We start from the raw sequence: 22,856 nt of genomic DNA, 5'->3' as shown, positions 1-22,856 counted from the left end.
ATAATTGATAATGCAAACTCAAACTGCTTTATTTAACAACAATACGATAATACTTCTTCTTGCCTTTACGAATCAGCACGCCGCCATCTTCCGCGAACAGCTCCGGTGTCAGCGTGAATTCCGCATCTTCCACCGCCGCATTGTTCAGGTACAGACCCCGCTGGGCAATCATCTGCCGTGCTTCCCGCTTGCTGCTGAATACTTTCTGCGCAGTCAGGACGTCAACCAGTTTGGCAGTCTTCTCTGCTTCGGAAATCTCCAGCGTGGGCACATTCTCCATATCCGCGCCGCCGCCAAACAGGGCTTCCGTAGCATTCACCGCTTTGTCCGCTTCCGCCTGGCCGTGAATCAGCTTGGTCACTTCATAGGCCAGCACCTTTTTCGCTTCGTTGATTTTTTCGTCTTTGTACGCTCCCAGACGGCGGACTTCCTCCATAGGCAGGAAGGTCAGCAGCGCCAGGCATTTTTCCACGTCAGAGTCGTCCACATTGCGCCAATACTGATAGAAATCATAAGGCGAACATTTTTCCGCATCCAGCCACAGGGCGCCCTTTTCCGTTTTGCCCATTTTGCGGCCGTCACTGGTGGTAAGCAGCTTACAGGTAATGCAGAAAGCCGGTTTCTGGTCTTTGCGGCGAATCAGTTCCACGCCGGCCAGCATGTTGGACCACTGGTCGTCGCCGCCCATTTCCAGCACACAGTTATAGTTCTTATGCAGCGTATAAAAATCATACGCCTGCATGATCATATAGTTAAACTCAAAGAAAGTCAGGCCCTTGTCCCAACGTTTCTTATAGCACTCGGCCGCCAGCATGTGGTTCACGGAAAAATGCGTGCCCACTTCCCGCAGCAGGTTCACGTAATTCAAACTCAGCAGCCAGTCTCCATTGTTCACCATCAGCGCCTTGCCGTCGGAAAAGTCAATGAACTTGCTCATCTGCTTTTTGAAGCACTCAATGTTGTGGTTGATAAATTCCGGCGTCAGCATCTTGCGCATATCGTCCTTGCCGCTGGGGTCGCCGATCATACCGGTGCCGCCGCCCAGCAGTGCGATGGGACGGTGCCCCGCCCGCTGCATATGGGCCATAGCCATCAGAGCAATAAAGTGACCGACATGCAGACTGTCCGCCGTCGGGTCAAAGCCAATATAAAACGTGACCTTTTCCTTTTCCAGTAATTCGCGGATTTCCTCTTCGTGGGAAACCTGTGCAATAAAGCCCCGTTCCTGTAATACATCAAAAACAGACATCGATCTTACATCCTCCTGAAACTTTAACCAGAAATTTGAACACAGCCCACAGCGGGGGAAGTGTCCATGTGCAGATACATATTCCAATTGTATCCGCTTTTATAAGTATGTATTATTGTAACTCATTTTTCTTATAACTGCAAGGAATGTTTTCTTGACGTAGCCGCCGTAATTACATATAATAGTCATATGCAAAAAGTGAATTGCATACAGCACTGTTAAAACGCAAGATGAAGATATAGGAGGATATTGAAATGAGACCAGATTTAGTTGTTCCGGGCGAAAATGAAGAGAATTTTGTCGTTGCCCGCGACGCGCGTGTTGTTACCGTACCCTTTTCCCCGATTGAAAAACGGTTTGCCAAAGAAAAACCCCAGCTGATGCCCGGGCTGCAAAAACTCCGGGAAGAACTGGGCGACGCGGAATTTGACCGCCTGATCACCCGCATCCACAATATCAACGTGTCCGGAGAACGCTGCCTGATCGTAGCGGAAAGTGAACTGCATCGCACCTTTATTTTACGGGATGCCCTGCCTGCCATTTCCAGAGCGTTTAACGTAAGCAATATCCGCGTAGTCACCCAGGGATAAAAACTATTTTTATTTTCCAGTTGACAAATTGGGATGAATCATCTATAATGAATTCGTTGTCGGGGCGTGGCGCAGTTTGGTAGCGCGCTTGTTTCGGGTACAAGAGGCCGTGAGTTCGAATCTCGCCGCCCCGACCAAATTAAAAAATAACCGGAAGTCAGGTAACAGCTGGCTTCCGGATTTTTATTTTTCTAAACCTTTTTTGAAACAAAAACTCTGCTTTTTCTTTTTCCGTATCGCACTGTATGCGTAAGGAAACACGGATTTATTTCTTATAAGCCCTTTATTCCCGCAGTATCCGCATCGTCTCCTCGTAATCCGCCCGGGCTTCCGGGAAAAATACCGTGGCGCAATAACAGTGCGGCATGTCTTTTGCCATTTTCAGATGATGCTTTACACCGGCTTTGGTCAGCATTTCATCATAAGCCTCCGCTTTGGCGGAAAGAACCTCTGATGTACCGTAATAGATCCACGTTTCCGGAAAATCCGAAAAATCCGCCCCGTCACAGCTCTGCATCCACCGGGGAACCGTTTTATTCCCATGGGACAGCAGCGGTTGTATCGTTTTCATATACTGTGCCGAAAGCATGATGTCTTTTCCGTTCAGGGACTGCATCTTCTCCCACTCTTCGTCCGTTGCGGGTACGCCGCCGGGTGAGATCAGCACCAGTTTTTCCGGCATGGGCAACGGGTTACAGTTATCATTCAGGTAGGCCCCCAGCAACAGCAGCAGCGCTCCGCCGGAAGAATAGCCGTACCAACGCACGTCTTCGTATTCCCGGCACATTTTGGCATACACTTCATACAACATGCGGACGCTGTCCCGAATCGTGTATTCATCGCACAGCGGGTAATAGGGAAACCACACATCCGCCCCCGTATTAGCCGCCATCTTTTTGGCAAAGCCCACGAACATCCGGGGAGGCGCCAGCAGCAAACCGCCGCCATACACACACAGGACAGCCCGTTTCGGTTTTTCCCTGTGACAAATCGCCAGGCAGTGGAAATCTCCGGAACGGTTCTCCTCCGTAATACCGTCCAAATCCTCCACCCGTACCAGTACGTCCCGGTAGGCAAACTTTCCGTCACCCGGAATGAAGAAACGATTCAGCTTGTTACGGCTGCGTATCTGCTTCAGCATTTTATCCCTGGGCAGACCGGTGATCCGTTTACTCCCGGACAGACGTACCAGAAGCTTCGTTATGATAAACTGTATGCTCATGAAACCGTAACTTCCGTGGTGCCCTTGATTAATTTTTCCTGCTTCCCGTTCAGGCACAGCACCTGCATCCGGACCTGCAGTTTATTCTCCTCACCTTCCACCGGTTCAGCCTTCATGACTTTGGCTTCCGTTGTAATAGTATCGCCCGGATACACCGGGGCCATAAAGCTCGTTTCGATTACGCCGCTGGTCAGCCAGTCCCTGCCAAAGGTATGGATCATCAGTTCCTGAATAAAAGCCACGCTTAACATGCCATGAGCAATCGTCCCACCGTAACGCGTGGTTTTGGCAAATTCCGGATCAATGTGCAGCGGATTGTGGTCTTCCGCCGCGTCTGCATAGTGGTTAATCATTTCCTGGGTCACATTCTTAGCCGGCAATGTAAACACATCACCTTTACTGATTTCTTTCATTTTTTCCTCTTCCCGCTTCCAGTCGTGAAGCCTCACATCAAAACAATCCTACACATTACGAAACTACTCTGTAGCACAGGATGACGATTCGCAATGCTTCTTCCGTATTCTCCCGGATTCTTCCGATTACGCCGGCAAAATAATGGTGATTTCGCTTTCCGCAGCCAGCTCCCCGGCTTCATTAAACGCTTCTACTTTTTGCACCACAAATTTCAGGCCGCGTTTTTCCATTTTCTCTTTCACCTGACCCCGCAGTGTCAGCGTTTCATCCCAGTGAATGGGATAATGGTAACGGAATACCTGCTTCATATGAACAGTTCCGTTTTCCAGCTGTTCACCGGTCAGTGCTTCCCACCGGGTATAGACGGCAGCATAGGCCGGGGGAACCAGACGTTCCGCCCCATACAGCGGTTCATGGTCCTCCACCGCTGCCAGATAGGCCTTCACCGCTTCCTCCGTCACTTTGAATTTCTTTTCGGGGTAAGGCACCCCCACTTGTACTTCCGCAAACTTCATGATTCTCACCACGTCCAACCCGTAACCGGATCGGATTTTCCTTTCATCCGGAGCAATCCGGAAAAATTTATACTGAATTCGTTCCCTGCTTCGTCTGTTCCTTTTCCCGCTCCTCGATACGTTTTCCCACTTCTTCCGCAAAATCCGCGGCAAGCTCCAGTCCGACCTGCAACCCTTTTCGGATCTGGCGGCCGGTTTCCGCCACCGCACTCAGCAAATCCTCAATCTGATGGGATTCGGAAATCCCTGTTTTGCACCAGATGGCAAAATGTTCGCAGTTGTTCGTCCACAGACTGTACTGCGTTTCACCGATGCGTTCCCGGGCGCGGATCACCGTTTCCTCCGGCGTGTACAGGTGATAGTTACTGATTTTCAGCACGTCCCACAGGGTCTGCGCCTTTTCCGGATGGGCAAACTTTTTCCGGAATTCCGCAAAGGGTATTTCCTCCGTAGGACGCCCGTACACTTTCGGGAATTCACAGATGCTGTAAACAAGGCTCCCGTTCAGGAACTCCTCCATATCTGCCTGATGGATGCATATCTTATAATGATCCGATGGGTCAATATCGTAATGAATCACCTTGTTGGCGCCTGCATAAATACCATAATGCTCATAACCGATGCGGTGCACGCAGATTACGTCCCCATACTCCGGATCCTCCAGCAAGCCCGGATCCGTCTCCAGGTCCAGCGCCTGTCGCACATTACTGGAAAACTTGTTGGCCGCCACAAAGACGGGATTGATCCGGCTGCCGATCTCGTCGCGAATCTCATTCAGCTTCGTCTCAATTTTATCTCCAATGGTATCAGGCAGTATTTCATCCTGTTCCTGCCTGACAGCATCCTCTTCTGTTTCGTTTTTGTCTAATCCGGTTTTCTCTAATTCTGTCATCACGCAAACGTTGCCTTCCCTATTTATATTTCTTATTACACTTTATTTACAGTTTATTGCCAATCATTACAATCGTTTAGCGGTTTACCGATAATCGGCTCCGTATGTTTTCAGTCTTTTCTTTCATAAAATTATGAATCTGTTTGGCTTCTTACCGCTTCTTTCCGAAATAAATCCATAACCCGCCTAAAATACAGAACATCCCCAGTGTCTGCTGCAGCACAATGTGTTCCCCAAAAATCAGGAACGCAAGGAGGATCGTTCCCACCGGTTCACCTAAAATACCCATGGTGACAGCCGTTGCCGGAAGATATTTCAGCAACAGATTGAACACACACTGCCCCCCTACCGTGGCAAACAGGGCAAGACCTGCAAAGCATCCCCATGTCTGCAGGGAATATCCGGTAAAGGGCTGACCTGTAACCAGCGCATATACAGCAAGGCAAACTGTACTTGCCGAATAACAAACAGCCGTGTATGGCAGCACGTCCAGTTCTTTTCGGAGAATCTGCCCCACAAGAAAATGCAGGCTGATGACCCCCGCCGAAGCAAAGGACAGGACATCGCCCCAGAAAGCCGCGCCGCTGACCTGAAAATCGCCCCAGCCTATAATCACGGAGCCGGCAATCGCCAGAAACACACCCGCCATCCCCTGCTTCGTTACGGTTTCATGCAGCAGCATTCCGCCCCACAAAATGGAAAACAGTGGCTGCAGGGACACCAGCACCGTAGAACTGGCTACCGAAGTGTATCGCAGCGATTCAAACCACATCACCCAGTGAATAGCCAGCAGGGCGCCGGAAACAACAGCCAGCCTCCATTGGCGGGCGCTGAGCTGCCATAACTGCTTCCGTTCTTTCTTCCGGCACAACAAAGCCGGAATCAGAACACACAACGTAAACAGCAGGCGATAAAAGGCAATGATACCGGAGGGCGCTTCCGCCAGTTTGACAAAAATTGCTGATGTGGACAGGAACAGCACGCCCAGTCCTAACGAACCATACAGAAAAAACGTTGATTGCATCCGTTCACTTACTTTCCAAGTTTCGCTTCATCGGTTCACGGAACCGGGTCGCATTGCAAAACTGCAACGCATCTCACAAATGATCGATGGAGCCCCGGATGTGGGTGTAGATTACTTTTGCTCCCGTCAAAGGTACCACGATGGGTTCCAGTTCCCGCAGGTCTTCTACCCGCCATCCTTCTTTCCGCTCCTCCAGCAGTTTCAGCGCATCGTCCAGCGTCTCCGCTTCCACAATGGCCAGCGCGTCCAGATAGAACTCGTTCACCACGCAGGGCTCGTTGATCATGCTGTGGCTGTGATAGGTTTTATTATGGCGCCAGATATAAAGATTCATCCCGATCCCTCCCTAATCCTGCCGGCATTCTGTAAATTTCATAATAATCCATTTTTATTATACTATATTAACCGAAAAAATAACATGACAAATCTTCAGGAAACGCTGATTCATTCGTCTGCACACTGACCGAGGGCATCGCGCAGCCTCATTTAATCAGCGTCTCCTATAAAAAAGAAAAATCCCGATTCACTGCTGAACCGGGATTTCGTTTCACAACCAAGCACCGTTTTTATCTTTTGCTCTTACCTTTTTGTTTCGCATTGCGACTCTGTTCTCTTTTTGTTTTCACGCTGTCATTCTTTTACTTTTTAGTATCGCGCTGCGATTCCGAAACGGAGCTTCCGCAAATTTTAGGAAAACGCCACAAGATTATTTTGCAAACTTCGCCAGTTCTTCCGGAACCTTCAGACCCAGCTTTTCAGCCTGGGCTTTGTTAATGCTGGGAGTGAATTCTTTCTGGAACGAAATGGGCATATCCTGAGGTTTTGCTTTGCCGCTGAGAATATCTCCGGCCATTTCACCGCTGATCACACCCAGCTGGAAGAATTCAATGTTCACACTGGCGGTAGCGCCGCTCTTTAACAGGATGGCATCTGCCGCAATCACAGGAACCTTTGCTTCATTCGTAATCGCTACCAGCGCAGGCGTGGCGGAAGCAATCACGTTATCGGTAGGAACATAGATGAACTCAACGCCCTTACTTACCAGGCTGCGGGCAATTTCCTGAATATCGTTAACGGTGTTCACGCTGCCTTCTTCATAGGCAACGCCCGCTTTTTTCAGATGTTCTTCCGCCATTTTGATTTGAATCAGAGAATTCATTTCGCTGGAGGTAAACATCAGGCCTACTTTCTTGGCGCCCGGTTTAAGTTTCAGACCCAGGTCCAGCTGTGCCGCGACCGGAGCCATATCGCTTGTACCGGTTACATTGGTTTCCGGTTTTTTATCCGACTTCACCAGTTTTGCACTTTCATAGCTGGTAATCGCGCTGCCCACGATAGGGATCGTTTTCGTGGCGTTGGCCATGGTCTGGGCAGACGGCGTCGCAATGGCACAAATTAAATCAACATTATTATTTACAAAACGCTGGGCGATCGTCTGCAGGTTGGACTGGTCTGCCTGGGCATTCTGCACATCGTATTTTACATTTTTGCCTTCTTCAAACCCTTTCTTCTTCATGCCTTCAATGAAGCCCTTGCGGGAATCATCCAATGCCTGGTGTTCTACCAGCTGTACGATGCCGACATTGTATACTTTGGCCGCGTCCTTCTTCGGAGCATCCGCCTTCTTGTCACCGCCGCCGCAGCCTGCCGCCGCAAACGCCATCATGGAAAGAAGCATACCGGCCGCTAAAAACCTTTTGCTTTTAAAAAACATACACTTACCTTCTTTCGTTAATATATTTACATGAATTAATGATACAAAATTAAATTGCTAAAGTCAACCCGAAATTGCAGAGAATAGATAATTAATACCGGAATTCACAAAAGGGCATGACGAAATAACCGCAGCCTGCTTTTGCAAGCCGCAATGACCCGGCATGCTATTAAGGATACGCTGATTACGTATAAAAGCCTTTACATCCTGGCCCGAAGATAATCCATCGCTTCCGGAAGGTTCTCCACAATCACTTCAGCCAGTCTGCGCATTTCGTCATCGGGCTGCTGCATGTCCGGCACCATGATGGGATGCATCCCGGCCCGGTGTGCCGCTCGGATTCCGTTAAAAGAATCCTCCAGCACATAACAGTTTGCAGGAACGGCTCCCAGCGCTGCCGCCGCTGCCAGAAAAATATCCGGTTCCGGCTTGCTGCGGGGCGCCATGTCCCCGCCCAGGACCGCGTCAAAACAGGACAGCAGGTGCGCTTCATCCAGCTCCAGCTTCACAATATCCGAACGGGTGGAAGAAGCCAGCGCCAAGGGCACGCCCCGTTGTTTCAGTTCTTGTAAAATTTCCGCAACTCCGGGTTTTAAAGGAAGCCTGCCCTCTCCATACCGTTCACGGAACAAAGCCGTGACTTCCTTTTTATACGTTTCATACGGAAAATCTTCCCCGTATTTTTCCCGGAACCGTTTCCCCGTTTCCTGCCGGTTATTGCCCTGGACCCGCATGCATATTTCCACAATATCCGGAATGTTGTGCTTTTCGGCAATGACCTGCCAGCATTCGATCACCAGCCGCTCCGAATCAAAAATCACGCCGTCCATATCGAAGATGACGGCCTGTACCTTTTCCTTCATTGTCAGTTATCCTCCTGCTATCTATTATAAACCATGTTGTCATGTTATAATAGGAGTATCACAAAAATTCAGAAGTTTTATTTTGAATTTTCGGGGAGGTCTGCACCATGAATCGTATCCGCCATTTAATTCTCACATCCGGCACTTTGCTGATGCTCACCGCCGGCATTTGCTTTGTAACCGCTCCGGCCGACGCCGCCGTAACCCCTGCCGCCCCGTTGCAGGAGGAAATGCAATTCCTCACCCCTTTGCAACAGACCGAAGACGAACGCCTGATGGCGGTTTTGTGGGTACAGCGTTCCGCCGAATACCGCGGCCTGAGCTACCAGGCCTACAATCTGGCAACCATGGAAGTGGATAAAGCCCTCGCACAACGCAGGGAAGAAGAAAAGACCTTGCGGAAAGCAACCGCAAACAGAAACAGGGAAAGACAACGGAACGGCACAAAGTCTCGCGATGACGGACGCATTCCGCCAGAAAACGAAACGGGAAAACAGTCGGGGCAAAAAGGCAGTCTCCGCCCGCTGGCCGTCGTTCTCGACATTGACGAAACAGTCGTCAGCAATGCGCCGATTGGGGTGTATTATCTTGAACATCCTGAAGCAAGAGCCAATTACAATGCCTGGGAGCAGTGGATCGTGCAACAAAACGATTTGCTGCCCGGCGCCGGGGACTTTCTCAAATACGCCGATAAACACGGCATTCAGGTTTTCTACGTAACCGGCCGCGGTCCTCAGGACAAAGAGGCTACCAGTCGTTTTTTACAGAAAGCCGGTCTCCCCTTTCCCGACGCAACCCATCTGCTGATGAACGACCGCAGCGGCAGCAAGATGAACCACTTCGCCCGACTGGCGCAGCGCTATGATATCATCTGCTATCTGGGCGACAACGCCGGCGATTTTCCCATCGGCGCGGTGCGGGAAGACAATCCTGTAATTTATAAAGAGGAAAAAAACGACAAAAATTTCGGCAGCGCAACAACGATACATAACAACGGAACAAAACACCTTGCTGTTGCTAAAACGAAAACAGAAATACAAAACGGTAAGCCCAAAACCGAAATGCCGCTGGATATTGAGTCTATGCTGAAGCATGATAAAAATGCAAAACGCAACCGAATCGTTGACGAACATAAACATTCCTTCGGCACTAAATTCATCCTGCTGCCCAACCCCATGTACGGCGACTGGGAAAGCAACCTGGCGAAAAAATACCGCAAGCTGCCGCCAGAGCAGCGTATTGCCTTACGGAAAGCAGCGCTGAAGCGTTTTGAAATCAGAGATAAAAGAAAGTAAAAATTCACATTTCGTTTGATTGCTTTTACGGACAACTTGTGCTACAATTCATATACACAAAATCTGCGGAAACAATTCTACTTTACCGGGGGTGTAAAGGCTTCGACGGGTATAGGTGGTGTACGATAAGCGAGCCGTGGTTCCATCAGCACGTTAAACGGTGGACGTTTAAACTTAAACGCAGATCACGAATTAGCACTGGCAGCCTGATTTAGGCTCCCGTTCTGCCAATCCGGCTCCCGCAGGAGCGGTAAGAACGTCACTTAGCGGGATCGTCCGTGAGCAAGGTTCGTAGCTCCGGGTTAAATCTTACGAACTAGCGATGGCGCAGCCGGTCGGCAGGCGGTGTCAGAGCGAAACACAGTATGCTGTCTGCGCTCGGAGAAAGTTGTATGACAATATGTTCGGACGAGGGTTCGACTCCCTCCACCTCCACCAAATTGTACAATTCCACATTTACAATGTCAGGTGTGGTGAAAAATAATACGGAGATGCTTGTTAAACAGGCATCTCCGTGTTTTTTTATGATAATTATTCTGATGTTAAAAGCATGGCTTGTATCCGGCAGGGCTGTCAGACCAGGCCAAATGCAAATGCCCGGTGAGAGATACATTCCTCCGACGATTACTTTTCCATTTCAAGCATCAGCTTCGTAAACGCAGAACGGCTGATGACGCCGGCAAGTTTGTCGCCGTCAGTGACAAATAAGCGCTTGATTTGCTTGTTGAACATGATATTGGCAACCCGTTCCAGACTTTCCGACACGTCCACCGTCAGCGCCGGCGAAGTCATAACTTCTCCGGCCGTTTTGGCCATGTATTTCCGACGAGCATCCTGATATTTTTTCATCCTTTCAGCGTCCATACCCCAAATCGTCGACCAGATACTCGGCTCGTTCGGCGCAATCTGGTTCCTCATAAGATCAAGTTCGGTCACTACGCCAAGTACTTTTTCCTGATCATCCACAACAGGAAATCCCGAAATATCGCACGCCAGCATCAGCCTGGCAACTTCCTTGACCGGAGTCTCTGCTGCGACTTTTACAACTTCAGTTTTCATGATATCTTTTGCAATTTTTTTCGCACTTTCCGCCATTCTAAATGCCTCCTTTTTTGTTTGCGCCTGCGTGAGCACTGGCAATAAGCATGATGCCTGATCCCAGTTTTTTGATTACCTTCAAATTAAAGTAAACTCGAAAAACTTTATTGTATTATATCATGTTTTGATTGAATTTTAAACTGTCGTTGCACTAAACAGCTTATATTTTTAAGAAGACGCAGTAGCTTTTCATTATTCCAGCGCAAATTCAAGGTCAACGTTCACGTTCACGGCAATGACGCCCGGATCCAGTTCGGTAGGTGCGGATTCCGCCGTATCCATGCTGGCCGCTTTCGCCATCATCATGTTCCGGTTCACGGCGCGGGTCGCGTTGCCGGTGGTGCTGAAGCTGGCATGAATCAGATGTCCCAGGGAACGTCCCCCTGCTCTCGCCACTACGGCCGCTTTGCTTCTTGCGTTGGCCACTGCTTCTTCCAGCAGACGGTTTTCAAACAGAGAGCGGTTGTTCAGGCCAAATTCCACTCTGTCAACGGTAACGTTGCAGCCAACGGACTTATCGATGACCGCGCTCAGTTTTTCCAGATTTTTGATTTTCACTTTGTAGTCTGCCCGGGCAACGTAACCGGTAAGTCTGCGTTTATTTTTTTCATAACTGAACTCCGGCTGCAGCGAGTAACGGACCGTCTGGATATCCTCTCCGGGAATCGCCTGTCCCAGCAGAACGTGTTTAAACGCTGCCATATCTTTCGCCAGATTCTCTCTGGCTGTTTCTGCCACAGCCGCGCGCTTTTCCAGATTTCCGTACAGCGTCGCCATATCCGGCGCAACTTCCGCGCTGGCATGCCCGTTCACAGAAATGCTGTCCCGTTCCGCCGCCAACGCGCCGCTGCAGAAAAATGCAAACACTGTCATCATCACGAGTAATAACGCAATACATTTCCGTTTCATAAAAACCTCCGTTTCTGCTGTCCCATCTTAAGGAAACACTGACTAAAAATCTATTAAATCTGTCAACAGTTCTTTTCCGTTTTACAGCGTAACGCGCAACGCTTTTTTCCTCACGCTTCCGCAATCACTTCAATTTCAACCAGCCCGTCTTTGGGAAGAGCCGCCACCTGAACGGCGGAGCGGGCCGGGCAATCCTCTTTGAAAAATTCGGAATACACCGCGTTCATGGCAGCAAAATCCTTCATATCTTTTAAAAAGACGGTAACCTTCACCACTTTTTCCAACCCGGAACCGGCCGCTTCCAGCACGTGCTTTACATTGGTCAGGGACTGGCGGGTCTGCCCCGTCACGCTGCCTTCCGCGAATTGTCCCGTTTCCGGAACCAGCCCTAACTGCCCGGACGCAAACACAAACCCGTTGGCTTTGATCCCCTGGGAATAGGGTCCGATTGCCCCCGGCGCTTTGGTTGTCGCTATAATTGTTTTTGCCATGTTCATTACCTCCTGTATCGCTGTTCCATTGTATCGCTGCTGTCTGTAGTATTCCTAAAAATTGTGTCAGTTTCATGGAAACCGGATTATTATTGAGCATTTTGCTCTTTTCAATTATATCACAACAACCGCTTTTGTTTTTTTACTTTTTATCACGTTTTGTGTTATAATTCTTTCCGTAAAACGAATATCAGTTGCGTCGTCCCTTGCGGGGCAGAATGGAGACAGACATGAAAAACATCGGCATTATGGGGGGCATGGGCCCCATGGCAACCGTAGATTTAATGCAGAAAGTCATTGTGGCCACCAAAGCCATCAAAGACCAGGAACATATCCACACGGTCATCGATAACAACACCAATGTGCCGGACCGGTCCGAGTGCATCTTCGGCAAAGGTCCCAGCCCGGTTCCGGAAATGGTAAAATCGGCCAAACTCCTTACCGCCATGGGGGCTGATGTGATCATCATCGGCTGCAACACGGCTCATTATTTTCTGCCGGAAGTGCAGAAACAGGTAAAGACGCCTTTCATTAATATGATTGAAGAGACGGCAAAATTCTGCGAGGAGGAAGGGTATCACACACTGGGGCTTTTGGCCTCCGCAGGAACCTGCGCCTCCGGCATTTACAAAAAAGAATTTGACAAGCTGGGCATGACCCTGCTCCACCCGGAAGATGCGGAACAGGAAATCATCCACGAAATGATCTACGAAGGCGTAAAAGCTACCAATTATAATTACGACGCCACACCTGCCCAGAATGTGCTGCGCGCCATGGAACAGCGCGGCGTGGAAGCTTTCATCTTAGGCTGTACCGAAGTGCCGGTGGCAGTACAGATGTACAAGCTGCAGGGCTGCTTCGTAGACGCAACGGAAGTACTGGCGGAAAAAGCAGTAGCTTGGGCTGGCGGCGAAGTCATCAGCAGTCTGCCCCGCAAAGGCTGAGCGCCTGTAGTTTTGCAAAATTTTTGCAGATTTGCAAGTTTTTTGTAGAAGAAAGCGCTGTGAAACACGGTTTGAAAGAATCGGCACTCACGCAGTGCTTTTGCAATGTGTTAAGGAAACGCTGAGGAATCAGTGTCTCCTTTAGGAAGGATCATGGACGCTTACACACAATATTTAATCATCTGCCCGCTGTTGTTTCTGGGCGGCTTCGTGGATTCCATTGCCGGAGGCGGCGGCCTCATCACCCTGCCCGCTTATCTGCTGGCAGGCCTGCCTCCCCACCTGGCGCTGGGCACCAACAAATTCAGTTCGGCCATCGGCACCAGCGTTTCCACCGCGCGCCTGGCCATCAACGGATTTATCAAACTGCGGCCGGCCCTGATCTGTATCGCCGGCGCCTTTATCGGTTCATCCATCGGGTCAAGGCTGACGCTGCTCATCAGCGATGAGATTTTCAACAAGTTGCTGATCATCGTGCTTCCCATCGCGGCGTTTTACGTTATGCGCAACAAGGGACTGAGCCAGGATCCCAACTCTTACGTAGACAAGACGGACGGCAAAACGCCGCTGCGGATTGCTGTCATTGCATTTTTCATCGGCGGGTACGACGGCTTTTACGGCCCCGGGGCAGGCACGTTTTTACTGCTGGCCTTAACGGGCTGGGCCATGCTGGATGTTCGCAATGCCGCCGGACTGACCAAAGCCGCCAACCTGACCTCCAACATCGCCGCGCTGATCACTTTCATCCTCAGCAGCAATGTTGATTACCAGTTAGGCCTGGCAGGCGCCGTTTGCAATTTCATCGGTGCGTACATCGGGGCCGGCATGGTACTGACCAAGGCAAACAAAATCGTCAAGCCGCTGATCATTGTGGTGCTGGCGCTGCTGTTTATTAAAATTGTAACGAAGTAGAAGTAGTAACAAACAAAACTAAAAAACCGGATACCGAGTAGATTCGTCTCCGTTTTCCTGCTTCTTCTAACTTTTTTTATGAATTATTCACTTACGGATACTCCTTGTTTCCGTAATTCGATTCTCTTATTATCATTAAAGAGGGGTTCCCATGTCTGCATTTTTTAATTCCGTTTTTACGTCCGTTTCTTCTGCTGCTTCGGCCTTGCTGACGCCGGAGTTCTGGGCCGTTCAATGGCCTCTGTGGAAAATGTCCATCCTGACCTGCGCTTCGATTTTGGTGTTCCGCATCTGTTACCGTTCATTCATCTTGAAGCTGACAACGCATTTAAAAGAGCGGTACCATTATGATTATATCGACAGCTTCGCGAAGGCCTTTAACCATCCCATCCAGGCTTTTTTGTGGATTCTGGCTTTTTATTCCTTCATCGTCCTCAGCCCCCTGAGTCCGTTTTCCCAGCATCCTGCGTTTGATAAGATCCTGCGCAGCAGCCTGATCATCTGCCTCATCGGAGGCGTGTACAATCTGTGCGACGCAGGGCACGGACTCATCATGCAGCTGCTGAAGCGTTCCAACCAGCACATTGACGAAACCATCGGCGAGCTGATTTCCGCTCTGGCACATATGCTGTGCATCATGCTGGGCGTTGTCATGGTAGCCAAGGAATGGGACTACGACATCACCGCATTCATTGCCTCTCTGGGTATTGGCGCCATGGCCATCGCCTTTGCCGCCAAGGATTCCCTGGCTAACGTTTTCGGCAGCATTATCATCATCACGGAGCGTCCCTTTGTGGTCGGCGACTGGATTTCCGCCAACAATGTGGAAGGCATCGTGGAAAAAGTTTCGTTCCGCAGCACCTGCATCCGGACGTTTTATCAGGAACTGGTGTATGTGCCCAACAATCTCCTGAGCAACACGCCCATCATCAACTATACCCAGCGGCAGAAGTATCGCATCCAGTTCCTGCTGGGCGTCACCTACAGTACCACCCGGGAGCAACTGCAGAATGTCTGTCAGCAGATCCGGCAGCTGTGTGAGCAGATGGATGACATTTACAGTGAAGGATTTGATGTTAATTTCTTCGAGTTCGGCGACAGCTCCCTGAACATTCGCATCGTCTGTTACGCCAAAGTACCTGAGAACACGCAAAACTATGCTCTTAAGAATTCCATGTATCATAAAATTCGGGAACGGTTTAATCTGAAGGTCATGAGAATTCTGGAAGAGAACGGAGTAAGCTGCGCCTTCCCCAGCCGCAGCATCTACTTTGAAACGCCGATACCGGAAGCTGTTAAGGATAATGCTACGGAAAAATGAATTTTACACTGATTGCATTGTAAATTTTAAAATTTGTGCTATAATACAAGTAGAGATAGCCGATGTGGGACGTCGGCTTCCCCTAAATCAATAGGTTTGAAAACCGCCGACCGTCAATCGGCGGTTTTCTCATTTTTTGTGAGAAAATAATTACGCGCCGGAAGCAGGCAGCAATTCCGGCGCGCATTTTTTATTACTCACACCACAGATCCACATGTTCAAAGCGAACCACGTCCACCAGGCCCCGGTCTGTCAGCCGCAGCTCCGGAATGACAGGCAGGGAAAGGAACGCCAGGATCATAAAGGTACTGAATTCTTCCGGTATGCCCAGTTCCTTTACCCAGAACTCCAGCTGGCTGATCTGGGAATTTACAACCACCGCATCCCGGTCGCTCATCAGTCCGGCAATGGCCAGCGGCACAGTCGCCCGCACTTCCCCTTCGCTGACGATGATCAGACCGCCGCCGATTTCCCGCAGCCGGTTTACAGCCACCACCATATCCTCATCGTTGGTGCCTACTACAGATAAATTGTGGGAATCGTGCCCTACCGTTGTAGCAATAGCGCCCCGTTTCAACCCAAATCCGTAGACAAAGCCCAGGCCCACATTCCCTGTGTTGTGATGGCGTTCGAACACTGCCATCTTCAGAATATCCCGTTCTGTATCGCTGACAGTCTCCCCGTTCCGAATCGCAGGCTCCATGTGCAGCTTGGTAGTCAGCAGCTGGGTCTGGCTGATGCCGATTACGCGTATCCGTTTACCGGGCTTCGCGGGAATTCTCAAATCTTCTTTCGTCACCGCAGGCATGTTCATGGACTGGCCCGGCATCTTCAGCACCGGCTTGCTCTTCCACAACAGTCTGCGGTTCTTTACTACCAGCGCGCCGCCCTTTACCACGTGGATCGGTTGGAAGGGCCGAAGTCCCTTAAAGGCCACGATATCCGCCTGATAACCCGGCGCCAGCGCGCCGACCTGTTGCAGTCCGTAGCACTCGGCAACGTTCAGCGTCGCCATGGGAATCAGGTCTTCCGCTTCATAACCGAGAGACATACCGATATCTATCAGATAGTTGATGCTGCCCTGCTCAATCAAATCGTCCGCGTGCCGGTCATCGGTACACAGGCAAAGCCGCCGGTTATCCGCTTTGTCCAGCACCGGAAGCAAATCCACCAGATTATGGGCCGCGCTGCCTTCCCGCAGAAACACATACATGCCCCGTTTAATCTTCTCCAGCGCTTCCGCAGGCGTTACACATTCATGTTCCGTCGTAATCCCGGAAGCAACATAGGCATTCAGATCTTTGCCGGAAATGCCCGGCGCATGTCCGTCCATCTTCTGCTTGTAGAACAGCTTCAGCTTATCCATTTCCCCCGGCAGCTTGGACAAAATGCCGGGGAAGTTCATCATTTCCGCCAGTCCCAGCACACGGGGACTCAGATTGCGCAGCCGTTCCATATTTTCCGGGGTGATCCGGGCGCCGGAAGTGTCCATGTCCGTCGCCGGAACACAGGAAGGAACCATCAGGTACGCGGAAAACGGAATGCCTTCCGTCTCTTCCAGCATAAACCGGAAGCCCTTTTCCCCCAGCACATTGGTAATTTCGTGGGGATCCGCAATCGCGCCGGTTACACCGTTCAGCAGCAGCACCTTCACCATTTCCCGGGGGGAAAGCATGGAACTTTCAAAATGCACATGGGCGTCCATCAGCCCCGGCGTAAGATACAGGCCGGTCACATCAAGAATATGTTTGCCCGTGTAGTTACCGATGCCGACAATCTTACTGCCGCTGATAGCAATATCCGCATCTTCCCAGGTTTTCAGGAACACGTTGAACACGTGCCCCCCTTTTAACACAAGGTCGGCCTCCTGCCGGCCTGCCGCTACGTCAATCTGATCTTCCAGGCTGCTTGCCCGCCAAAAATCCATGTGACTGTTTCCTCCCGTATCAGAGCGTCATACCGTCGTCCCAATTGACTTTGATTTCCTGGATGGTAACGGTGTATAAACCGTATTCGTTCAGGAGATTTTCATCGATCTCATCCATTTCCTTGCCGAACAGGATCTGATCTTTTTTGAATTCCTCGCCGAATTCCCTGACGTTATATTTCTTTTTGATGATTTTACGCAATACGGAAGGAACCTCTTCCACTTTTGTTTTGGTTTCGTCTACCGCAAGGAGGACCGAGTCCTCCAACCGGTCAGGGCTGATGTTGTTTACTTCGACAGCTTTAATTTCTACGTATTTCATGTTATCCCTCTTTTCTGACAACGCTTCTTCTTGAATTCGTCGGTGCAGTTAACTTATTATAATTATACCAAAATTATCCGAGTTTGAAAACTGCCGGCCGTTTTCCCTGTCAGCAAAAAAGCCCGCCACATCTCTGCGGCGGGCCGGTTATCATGAATTATTTTTTACCTTTTTTTGCGGCTTTCTTTTTGGCCGGTTTTGCATTGACAGCTTCTTTAAAGGCTTTGCCTGCTTTGAATGCAGGAACGGTAGCAGCGGCAATCTTGATCGGTTTGCCATTCTGCGGGTTTTTGCCGGTGCGGGCAGCACGTTCACGGGCTTCGAAGGTACCAAAGCCGATCAACTGTACTTTACCTTTCTTGGCAACTTCGGCAACGGTTGCTTCAATGATGGCTTTCAGGGCTTTTTCTACGCTTACCTGGGTCATTTCGGTTTTTGCGGCAACGGCTGCTACGAGTTCTTTTTTGTTCATGATGAACGCTCCTTTTGTAAAAATTTTTTTGTGAGAGTACATAAACACTGGGTTCACAAATATAATATCAGTATTTATCATAGTTTGCAAGGGGTAAAATGCGAAAAACCCGAAAAAATCTGATATTTTTTTAAAAAAAGTCACCAAACCGTTCTGCAAATGCCTCTTCCGGCATCTTTTTGTATTCCCGCACATATTGTTTGAACAGTTTCTGCCGGTTCTCGCCCAGCACCATTCCCATATAAATCCGGGGAATACTGTACCGTGCCGGTTCGTTTGCCGTCCCGCGGTCATTCACGGCAAAACCGGCCTTATAGCCCGCTTCTTTCAGTTCAGCAATCACCGAAGCGTCATAGTCTCCATAGGGATAGGCCAGCGCCGTAACCGGTTTGCCTGTCAGTTTTTCCAGATACGCTTTTGAATCCGATATTTCTTTCTTCTTTTCCTGTGGGCTGATCTGCGTCAGGTATGGATGCGACATCGTATGCGACCCAATGGAAAAAAGCGGATCGGCCGCCAGTTCCTTCAGTTCTTTCAAAGTCACGTAGGGATACCCTTTGAGAGCGGTGTCGATCGCTTTCGGGAAAATAAAGAACGTAGCGTGCATATTCCGTTTTCTGAGTTCCGGCGCCGCCAGAAGATAAATGCCCTCATACCCGTCATCGAAAGTGATCAGAACGCTCTTTTTGGGAAACGACTGTTTCGACATGCCGTCTATGAACTCTTCCATGGACAGCGTCCTGTATCCCTTTTGTTTGAGCCAGTCCAGCTGGGCGCAAAAATCTTCTCTGGTAACATCAAAGTTGTTCAGCGGCCGGGTCTTGATATCGTGATACATCAAAACCGCCGGAAAGGCAGCGCGGGTCTCTGTCGATGCTTTGGCGGCTTCTGCCAGCGGCATCGTAAAAAAGAAGAGGAAACACAAAAGCATGCAATACAAACACCGTGTTATTTTCAGCATCGTTTTGCCTGAGTTCATAGGTTGTTACCTCCGCAGGAATTGGTTGTCCAGTTGCTTGCAGTTTGCAAACAACTGGACAATTTTTCTCACTATATGTAGTTAATCAAGTGGGTTCGGTCAGCGCATGCCTTTCAGCTGCATCTTGTTTTCGTACATGGAATTGTCGGCCCGCTGCAGCACATCATTAGTGCAGGTATCCTGCGACGGATCAAATTCCGCTAACCCGTTGGCGACGACCAGTTCTCCCGTGAGCAGGTTCTTCCGGTTGTTTTGATCCAGCTCCTGCATCAGCTGTTCCCGGTTTTCAAAATCGCTCCCGGTAAGGATGACCACAAATTCATCTCCGCCAAAACGGAAAACCGGACTGTGCTGGAACACGTGGCAGATGAATGAGCAGGTGTTTTTGATATACTGATCCCCGGCCAGATGGCCCTGGGTGTCGTTGATCACTTTCAGGTCGTTGACATCGCAGACGACAATTGCAAACTGCAGCGGTTCCTTCTTCTTAATTGCCTGATTCAGCTGGTTTTCCCGCTGCTTAAAAGCACGTTTGTTTTTAATGCCGGTCAGCGAATCTTTCAGGGCCATGTCCTGCACAATATAAAATTCTTTTTCCTGTTGTTTCTGCGCCAGAATGGCTGCCTGTAAATCCGTCTTCAGTTTCTTTTCGTTGCGGACTTCGTCGTCCACATCTTTGAATGCGTAGATGATGCCGGATTTGCCGTCTTTTAATTTCAGCCGGATATATTCTACCCGGTAATACCGGGTCTCTCCGTTTAAGATGCGCCGGTAAGTAACGGCGAAATGTTTACTTTCCGTCAGCGCTTTCTTTACGTTCGGTAAGGCGGTTTCCCTGCGGAACCATTCCCGGTCTTCCGGAAGGACCATGGTATCAATATAGTGGTTGGTGGCTTCCGTATAATTTGCCTGCCGGAGAGCGGTCCGGATATGGGTGACATCATCTTCCGTATTGGGGTGACGGAAAAGGGATATCCGTTCCGTATCCAGGTCTTTGATCAGCAGGACAGAGTCATAGCTGCTGGTCAGGGCTTCAAAGACGGAACGGTTCAACTCTTTGGAAGATTCCGACGCCAGCTTTTGTTCCGTGATATCAGTAGCAAAGACAAAATACACACCGCCGTATTCTTCCGACACGGCGTAATGCCCGTAGGTATCGACCCAGCGGGTGGCGCCGTCCCTGCGAAGGACGCGGTAGATGATGTGCCCGATAATCGATTTGCTGGCAGAAAATTTTGTTTTGATTGCGGAATTGATCTTCTCCCGGACATCGGGATGCAGCATTCCTGAATAAACGAAACCCGTGTGCTGTTTAAATTCGTCCAGGTTACGGCAGCCGAAAATCTTCAGCAGTGCCGAGTTGACATATAACAGTTCTTTGTTTCCTTCTTCCCTATAGATAAAAAATCCTCCGGGAAAATGCTCCCCGAACTGACGGATGGTCTCCAGTGTCTGTTCGTTGAGATTGAACCGCTGGGCATTTTGTGAATCAATGATGTTCATGATCTTTCTGTTCTCCTGCTAAAAACCTGATGTGCAGTGTATTGCACAGCCTGAATACTGTATCAGTTGATTACTGATTATTTCTCAACACATTTTACCACACTTTGTAAAATATATCTATAATTAAAAGCTTAAGTATTGAAAATTCAACTCAATATGATGATGCAATGCTGTATGTCACCCAGTGAGTTCTGTAAGAACTTCTCCGGTGCGAACCGGGAAAAACCGGAAATGCTTCTGAAAGCTTATAAAGGAGACGCTGATGTGGTATAATATAGCCGTGGAAAAAATACGCCCTGCTGTACAGTGGAAGACGCAGTGAATGAAATAACAGGATAGTCACTGATCTGAAAGAAGGAAACCAAATGCTCTTTATCAAACTAACGTGTCCGGAAGACAAAAAAAGTAAAAGCGCAAAGAAGCGGGAAGTGTATATCAGTGCAGACAAAATCAGATTTATGCAAAGAAAAGCGGTTGCACGCGGTAATGCACAAACCGAAATCTGGTTTGATTCTAAAGACAGCATTACTGTCACCGAAACACCGGAGGAAATCGTTTCCCTGATTGAGCAGAAGATTTCGGGAAAAACGGAGAATAAGATTATAGCATTTAAACAGGATTTTGACAGCAAAGAGTATGAAGATTTTATCAATCGGGAGGGATGAATCATTTTGTTTCCCGAATGTGCCAGTTATTACTTGCATATAAAAAACATTGTGTGTAAAGCATGTAATTTTGGTTCATTGCATAATCATCATTACGGGAGGAACCCATGATCAATCTGAAATGTCAGCAGTGCGGAGCAGCACTGCATTGGGATGGGCAAGGCAATGTAGTGCAGTGCGGATATTGCGGCGCGGAGTACCTGATTCATCCCCGCCGGGAAAAATTCCGGAAAAAGGCGGATCCCTACAAAGGAACCGGAACTGTTCAGGGAATTCCCATTGTGCAGGGAAATGACTGCAGCGGACTTTGCCCGATCCAGAGCTATGCGCCGCAGGGCTGGTCTGTCTGTTGCCGTCAGGCCCCGGATGATTATTACGGGGATCATATGGGAAATCCTTTCGTGGTGCAGGCCGAGTACGAGTCGCCCGACCATTCGGTTTTTATAGTGTACCGAGGCACGAACATTTATACAGACAGAAAGCTGTCCCGGATTCCCCTGATGAAACAAATCGACGTGCTCGGCTCCTATCTGAGGATCGGCACGCCGTTTGACGCGGAGCAGTATTGCGATTATCTGGTGCAGCGGGACGTGCAGCCCCTTTCCGGCCAAAAGATTCGAATCGAAGAAGCGGATGCCGCGGAACTGAACCGCCAGCGGACCATCTACAACCAATACGCGTCACAGGGATTTCAGCAGATTACCAGTGAGTGGAAACGGGTTTTCTATTCTGTTTTGGACCAAACCCAACGGCGGAAGACAGTCTCAGTGGAAACCCGGGTAAACGATTTGCACAAAGGACAGCAGCCTATGTCCGGCGGCGGATTTTTTGGCCAGCTTATGGGGCAGATGTTTTCCAATGACGAGCATTACTGGGAAACCCAGTATGAATTTATCGTAGTGACGGACGAGGGAAAATACGAAAGTACCCTTCCAATCATACAAAAAATCAATGAAAGCATCCGGGAAGCCCCGGACCTGGACCGGATACGGCAATCCCTGATTCAATACCTGCAGAACCTTCGGAACCAGACGGCTATGGCGATCCATCAGCAGGAAATGGCGTCCTGGGATCGGCGGCAGCAGATTCTGCAGGATACTCACAATTACACTACGGGCGTCATGCACGAGATGAACGCCAATACTGCCGCGACCCATGAGCGGGTGGCTAACATGCACTCCGAGATGATCCGGGAGGTGAACACTTACCATACCGCTTCCCCCGGTTACGGCAGGCCGGATGTAGTGGAAGCGGACATCCGGTGGGATCATGTGTACCAGAATACAAACGATCCGGATCAGTTTGCCGCCACGGAAAACATATGGCTGGATCCTGGTGTGGACTTTGAAGAACTGAAACGGACGAAGGGCGATTATTGATCAACACACCTCCGTAGCTTGTAGTACCATGTAGGTTGCACAGGTTTTAATAATGCCATCTAATTTATTTAAAAACGCACAAAGCGCGGTTTGCAACTAAATGCAGACCGCGCTGATTTTATTTATGTTTATACCTGCTATGTTATTGAACTCTGA

General features: G+C 49.5%; 24 protein-coding genes, 1 tRNA gene and 1 other RNA gene. 9 read left to right on the top strand and 17 right to left on the bottom strand.

What is annotated here, in order from left to right; genetic code table 11:
* Positions 1-28: 28 nt before the first annotated feature.
* Positions 29-1,249, bottom strand: coding sequence for a tyrosine--tRNA ligase (gene tyrS, locus QZV31_RS03885; protein ID WP_295358354.1), 1,221 nt, complete (start codon positions 1,247-1,249; stop codon positions 29-31).
* A 254-nt stretch (positions 1,250-1,503) separates the two neighbouring features.
* Between tyrS and QZV31_RS03880 the strand changes: the two genes are divergently transcribed.
* Both QZV31_RS03880 and QZV31_RS03875 read left to right on the top strand, forming a co-directional pair.
* A complete protein-coding gene (locus QZV31_RS03880) occupies positions 1,504-1,839 on the top strand; it encodes a hypothetical protein (RefSeq protein ID WP_093730697.1) in 336 nt (111 codons plus the stop codon).
* Positions 1,840-1,899: 60 nt separating this feature from the next.
* A tRNA-Pro gene (locus QZV31_RS03875) sits at positions 1,900-1,976 on the top strand.
* A gap of 146 nt (positions 1,977-2,122) precedes the next feature.
* On the opposite strand, the gene QZV31_RS03870 is transcribed toward QZV31_RS03875, so the two are convergent.
* The 8 genes from QZV31_RS03870 to QZV31_RS03835 all read right to left on the bottom strand — a co-directional run bounded on the left by QZV31_RS03870 (position 2,123) and on the right by QZV31_RS03835 (position 8,483).
* A complete protein-coding gene (locus tag QZV31_RS03870; RefSeq protein WP_295358350.1) occupies positions 2,123-3,061 on the bottom strand; it encodes an alpha/beta hydrolase in 939 nt (312 codons plus the stop codon).
* Positions 3,058-3,474 (bottom strand): MaoC family dehydratase, encoded by a 417-nt coding sequence (locus QZV31_RS03865; RefSeq protein WP_295358347.1) that lies wholly within the window; start codon positions 3,472-3,474, stop codon positions 3,058-3,060. Before QZV31_RS03865 ends, QZV31_RS03870 begins: the two co-directional genes overlap by 4 nt.
* 126 nt (positions 3,475-3,600) lie before the next feature.
* Positions 3,601-3,990, bottom strand: coding sequence for a MaoC family dehydratase (locus tag QZV31_RS03860; protein ID WP_295358344.1), 390 nt, complete (start codon positions 3,988-3,990; stop codon positions 3,601-3,603).
* Between the two features lie 67 nt (positions 3,991-4,057).
* A complete protein-coding gene (locus QZV31_RS03855) occupies positions 4,058-4,882 on the bottom strand; it encodes a lecithin retinol acyltransferase family protein (protein WP_295358494.1) in 825 nt (274 codons plus the stop codon).
* A 151-nt stretch (positions 4,883-5,033) separates the two neighbouring features.
* The gene (locus QZV31_RS03850) at positions 5,034-5,906 is read right to left on the bottom strand and encodes a DMT family transporter (protein ID WP_295358341.1); all 873 of its coding nucleotides are present in this window, start codon (positions 5,904-5,906) and stop codon (positions 5,034-5,036) included.
* Between the two features lie 73 nt (positions 5,907-5,979).
* On the bottom strand, positions 5,980-6,240 hold the full coding sequence (locus QZV31_RS03845; protein ID WP_093730702.1) for a hypothetical protein: 261 nt from the start codon (positions 6,238-6,240) through the stop codon (positions 5,980-5,982).
* A 372-nt stretch (positions 6,241-6,612) separates the two neighbouring features.
* Positions 6,613-7,620, bottom strand: coding sequence for an ABC transporter substrate-binding protein (locus tag QZV31_RS03840; protein ID WP_295358335.1), 1,008 nt, complete (start codon positions 7,618-7,620; stop codon positions 6,613-6,615).
* A 200-nt stretch (positions 7,621-7,820) separates the two neighbouring features.
* Complete coding sequence (locus QZV31_RS03835; RefSeq protein ID WP_295358332.1) at positions 7,821-8,483, bottom strand: HAD family phosphatase; 663 nt, start codon at positions 8,481-8,483, stop codon at positions 7,821-7,823.
* A 107-nt stretch (positions 8,484-8,590) separates the two neighbouring features.
* On the opposite strand from QZV31_RS03835, the gene QZV31_RS03830 reads away from it, so the two are divergent.
* Both QZV31_RS03830 and ssrA read left to right on the top strand, forming a co-directional pair.
* A complete protein-coding gene (locus QZV31_RS03830) occupies positions 8,591-9,778 on the top strand; it encodes an HAD family acid phosphatase (protein WP_295358330.1) in 1,188 nt (395 codons plus the stop codon).
* Between the two features lie 87 nt (positions 9,779-9,865).
* Positions 9,866-10,216: a transfer-messenger RNA gene (ssrA, locus tag QZV31_RS03825) on the top strand.
* A gap of 186 nt (positions 10,217-10,402) precedes the next feature.
* Here ssrA and QZV31_RS03820 read toward each other — a convergent pair.
* The 3 genes from QZV31_RS03820 to QZV31_RS03810 form a co-directional block, all read right to left on the bottom strand.
* Positions 10,403-10,873 carry a CBS domain-containing protein gene (locus QZV31_RS03820; protein WP_295358327.1) on the bottom strand — a complete coding sequence of 157 codons (471 nt, stop codon included), beginning with the start codon at positions 10,871-10,873 and terminating at the stop codon, positions 10,403-10,405.
* 195 nt (positions 10,874-11,068) lie between these two features.
* Positions 11,069-11,785: an SIMPL domain-containing protein gene (locus tag QZV31_RS03815; protein ID WP_295358324.1), complete on the bottom strand. Its 717-nt coding sequence runs from the start codon at positions 11,783-11,785 to the stop codon at positions 11,069-11,071.
* A gap of 110 nt (positions 11,786-11,895) precedes the next feature.
* A complete protein-coding gene (locus tag QZV31_RS03810) occupies positions 11,896-12,276 on the bottom strand; it encodes a RidA family protein (RefSeq protein WP_295358321.1) in 381 nt (126 codons plus the stop codon).
* Between the two features lie 230 nt (positions 12,277-12,506).
* Between QZV31_RS03810 and QZV31_RS03805 the strand changes: the two genes are divergently transcribed.
* The 3 genes from QZV31_RS03805 to QZV31_RS03795 all read left to right on the top strand — a co-directional run bounded on the left by QZV31_RS03805 (position 12,507) and on the right by QZV31_RS03795 (position 15,453).
* Positions 12,507-13,220, top strand: coding sequence for an amino acid racemase (locus QZV31_RS03805; protein WP_295358319.1), 714 nt, complete (start codon positions 12,507-12,509; stop codon positions 13,218-13,220).
* Positions 13,221-13,373: 153 nt separating this feature from the next.
* The gene (locus tag QZV31_RS03800; RefSeq protein ID WP_295358316.1) at positions 13,374-14,132 is read left to right on the top strand and encodes a TSUP family transporter; all 759 of its coding nucleotides are present in this window, start codon (positions 13,374-13,376) and stop codon (positions 14,130-14,132) included.
* 151 nt (positions 14,133-14,283) lie between these two features.
* Positions 14,284-15,453, top strand: a complete 1,170-nt coding sequence (locus QZV31_RS03795) for a mechanosensitive ion channel family protein (protein WP_295358314.1) — start codon at positions 14,284-14,286, stop codon at positions 15,451-15,453.
* 193 nt (positions 15,454-15,646) lie between these two features.
* On the opposite strand, the gene ade is transcribed toward QZV31_RS03795, so the two are convergent.
* The 5 genes from ade to QZV31_RS03770 all read right to left on the bottom strand — a co-directional run bounded on the left by ade (position 15,647) and on the right by QZV31_RS03770 (position 20,656).
* Entirely contained in the window at positions 15,647-17,380 is a 1,734-nt protein-coding gene (gene ade, locus QZV31_RS03790) for an adenine deaminase (protein ID WP_295358311.1), read from the bottom strand.
* Between the two features lie 19 nt (positions 17,381-17,399).
* Positions 17,400-17,702, bottom strand: a complete 303-nt coding sequence (locus QZV31_RS03785; protein ID WP_295358308.1) for a hypothetical protein — start codon at positions 17,700-17,702, stop codon at positions 17,400-17,402.
* A gap of 157 nt (positions 17,703-17,859) precedes the next feature.
* Entirely contained in the window at positions 17,860-18,174 is a 315-nt protein-coding gene (locus QZV31_RS03780; RefSeq protein ID WP_093730316.1) for an HU family DNA-binding protein, read from the bottom strand.
* Between the two features lie 130 nt (positions 18,175-18,304).
* On the bottom strand, positions 18,305-19,153 hold the full coding sequence (locus QZV31_RS03775) for a polysaccharide deacetylase family protein (protein ID WP_295358304.1): 849 nt from the start codon (positions 19,151-19,153) through the stop codon (positions 18,305-18,307).
* Positions 19,154-19,252: 99 nt separating this feature from the next.
* On the bottom strand, positions 19,253-20,656 hold the full coding sequence (locus tag QZV31_RS03770; protein WP_295358301.1) for a sensor domain-containing diguanylate cyclase: 1,404 nt from the start codon (positions 20,654-20,656) through the stop codon (positions 19,253-19,255).
* Between the two features lie 365 nt (positions 20,657-21,021).
* Here QZV31_RS03770 and QZV31_RS03765 point away from each other — a divergent pair, with 365 nt between their 5' ends.
* Together QZV31_RS03765 and QZV31_RS03760 are read left to right on the top strand one after the other, a co-directional pair.
* Complete coding sequence (locus QZV31_RS03765; RefSeq protein ID WP_295358299.1) at positions 21,022-21,321, top strand: hypothetical protein; 300 nt, start codon at positions 21,022-21,024, stop codon at positions 21,319-21,321.
* Between the two features lie 107 nt (positions 21,322-21,428).
* Positions 21,429-22,700, top strand: a complete 1,272-nt coding sequence (locus QZV31_RS03760; RefSeq protein ID WP_295358296.1) for a hypothetical protein — start codon at positions 21,429-21,431, stop codon at positions 22,698-22,700.
* The last annotated feature ends 156 nt before the right edge of the window (positions 22,701-22,856 follow it).

It is taken from the genome of uncultured Succiniclasticum sp. (assembly GCF_902793885.1).
Classification (GTDB): Bacteria; Bacillota; Negativicutes; order Acidaminococcales; family Acidaminococcaceae; genus Succiniclasticum.
Note: the sequence above shows the minus strand (reverse complement) of the source record. Positions and strands in the feature narration are given on the sequence as shown.

Excerpts from the sequence above, each read along its gene's own strand:
- QZV31_RS03870 (WP_295358350.1), bottom strand. The coding sequence starts at position 3,061 with ATGAGCATACAGTTTATCATAACGAAGCTTCTGGTACGTCTGTCCGGG.
- QZV31_RS03815 (WP_295358324.1), bottom strand. The coding sequence starts at position 11,785 with ATGAAACGGAAATGTATTGCGTTATTACTCGTGATGATGACAGTGTTT.
- ade (WP_295358311.1), bottom strand. The coding sequence starts at position 17,380 with ATGGATTTTTGGCGGGCAAGCAGCCTGGAAGATCAGATTGACGTAGCG.
- QZV31_RS03760 (WP_295358296.1), top strand. The coding sequence starts at position 21,429 with ATGATCAATCTGAAATGTCAGCAGTGCGGAGCAGCACTGCATTGGGAT.
- QZV31_RS03840 (WP_295358335.1), bottom strand. The coding sequence starts at position 7,620 with ATGTTTTTTAAAAGCAAAAGGTTTTTAGCGGCCGGTATGCTTCTTTCC.
- QZV31_RS03860 (WP_295358344.1), bottom strand. The coding sequence starts at position 3,990 with ATGAAGTTTGCGGAAGTACAAGTGGGGGTGCCTTACCCCGAAAAGAAA.
- QZV31_RS03855 (WP_295358494.1), bottom strand. The coding sequence starts at position 4,882 with ATGACAGAATTAGAGAAAACCGGATTAGACAAAAACGAAACAGAAGAG.
- QZV31_RS03820 (WP_295358327.1), bottom strand. The coding sequence starts at position 10,873 with ATGGCGGAAAGTGCGAAAAAAATTGCAAAAGATATCATGAAAACTGAA.
- QZV31_RS03845 (WP_093730702.1), bottom strand. The coding sequence starts at position 6,240 with ATGAATCTTTATATCTGGCGCCATAATAAAACCTATCACAGCCACAGC.
- QZV31_RS03850 (WP_295358341.1), bottom strand. The coding sequence starts at position 5,906 with ATGCAATCAACGTTTTTTCTGTATGGTTCGTTAGGACTGGGCGTGCTG.
- QZV31_RS03785 (WP_295358308.1), bottom strand. The coding sequence starts at position 17,702 with ATGAAATACGTAGAAATTAAAGCTGTCGAAGTAAACAACATCAGCCCT.
- QZV31_RS03765 (WP_295358299.1), top strand. The coding sequence starts at position 21,022 with ATGCTCTTTATCAAACTAACGTGTCCGGAAGACAAAAAAAGTAAAAGC.
- QZV31_RS03805 (WP_295358319.1), top strand. The coding sequence starts at position 12,507 with ATGAAAAACATCGGCATTATGGGGGGCATGGGCCCCATGGCAACCGTA.
- QZV31_RS03775 (WP_295358304.1), bottom strand. The coding sequence starts at position 19,153 with ATGAACTCAGGCAAAACGATGCTGAAAATAACACGGTGTTTGTATTGC.
- QZV31_RS03780 (WP_093730316.1), bottom strand. The coding sequence starts at position 18,174 with ATGAACAAAAAAGAACTCGTAGCAGCCGTTGCCGCAAAAACCGAAATG.
- QZV31_RS03865 (WP_295358347.1), bottom strand. The coding sequence starts at position 3,474 with ATGAAAGAAATCAGTAAAGGTGATGTGTTTACATTGCCGGCTAAGAAT.
- QZV31_RS03810 (WP_295358321.1), bottom strand. The coding sequence starts at position 12,276 with ATGGCAAAAACAATTATAGCGACAACCAAAGCGCCGGGGGCAATCGGA.
- QZV31_RS03830 (WP_295358330.1), top strand. The coding sequence starts at position 8,591 with ATGAATCGTATCCGCCATTTAATTCTCACATCCGGCACTTTGCTGATG.
- QZV31_RS03770 (WP_295358301.1), bottom strand. The coding sequence starts at position 20,656 with ATGAACATCATTGATTCACAAAATGCCCAGCGGTTCAATCTCAACGAA.
- QZV31_RS03795 (WP_295358314.1), top strand. The coding sequence starts at position 14,284 with ATGTCTGCATTTTTTAATTCCGTTTTTACGTCCGTTTCTTCTGCTGCT.
- tyrS (WP_295358354.1), bottom strand. The coding sequence starts at position 1,249 with ATGTCTGTTTTTGATGTATTACAGGAACGGGGCTTTATTGCACAGGTT.
- QZV31_RS03880 (WP_093730697.1), top strand. The coding sequence starts at position 1,504 with ATGAGACCAGATTTAGTTGTTCCGGGCGAAAATGAAGAGAATTTTGTC.
- QZV31_RS03800 (WP_295358316.1), top strand. The coding sequence starts at position 13,374 with ATGGACGCTTACACACAATATTTAATCATCTGCCCGCTGTTGTTTCTG.
- QZV31_RS03835 (WP_295358332.1), bottom strand. The coding sequence starts at position 8,483 with ATGAAGGAAAAGGTACAGGCCGTCATCTTCGATATGGACGGCGTGATT.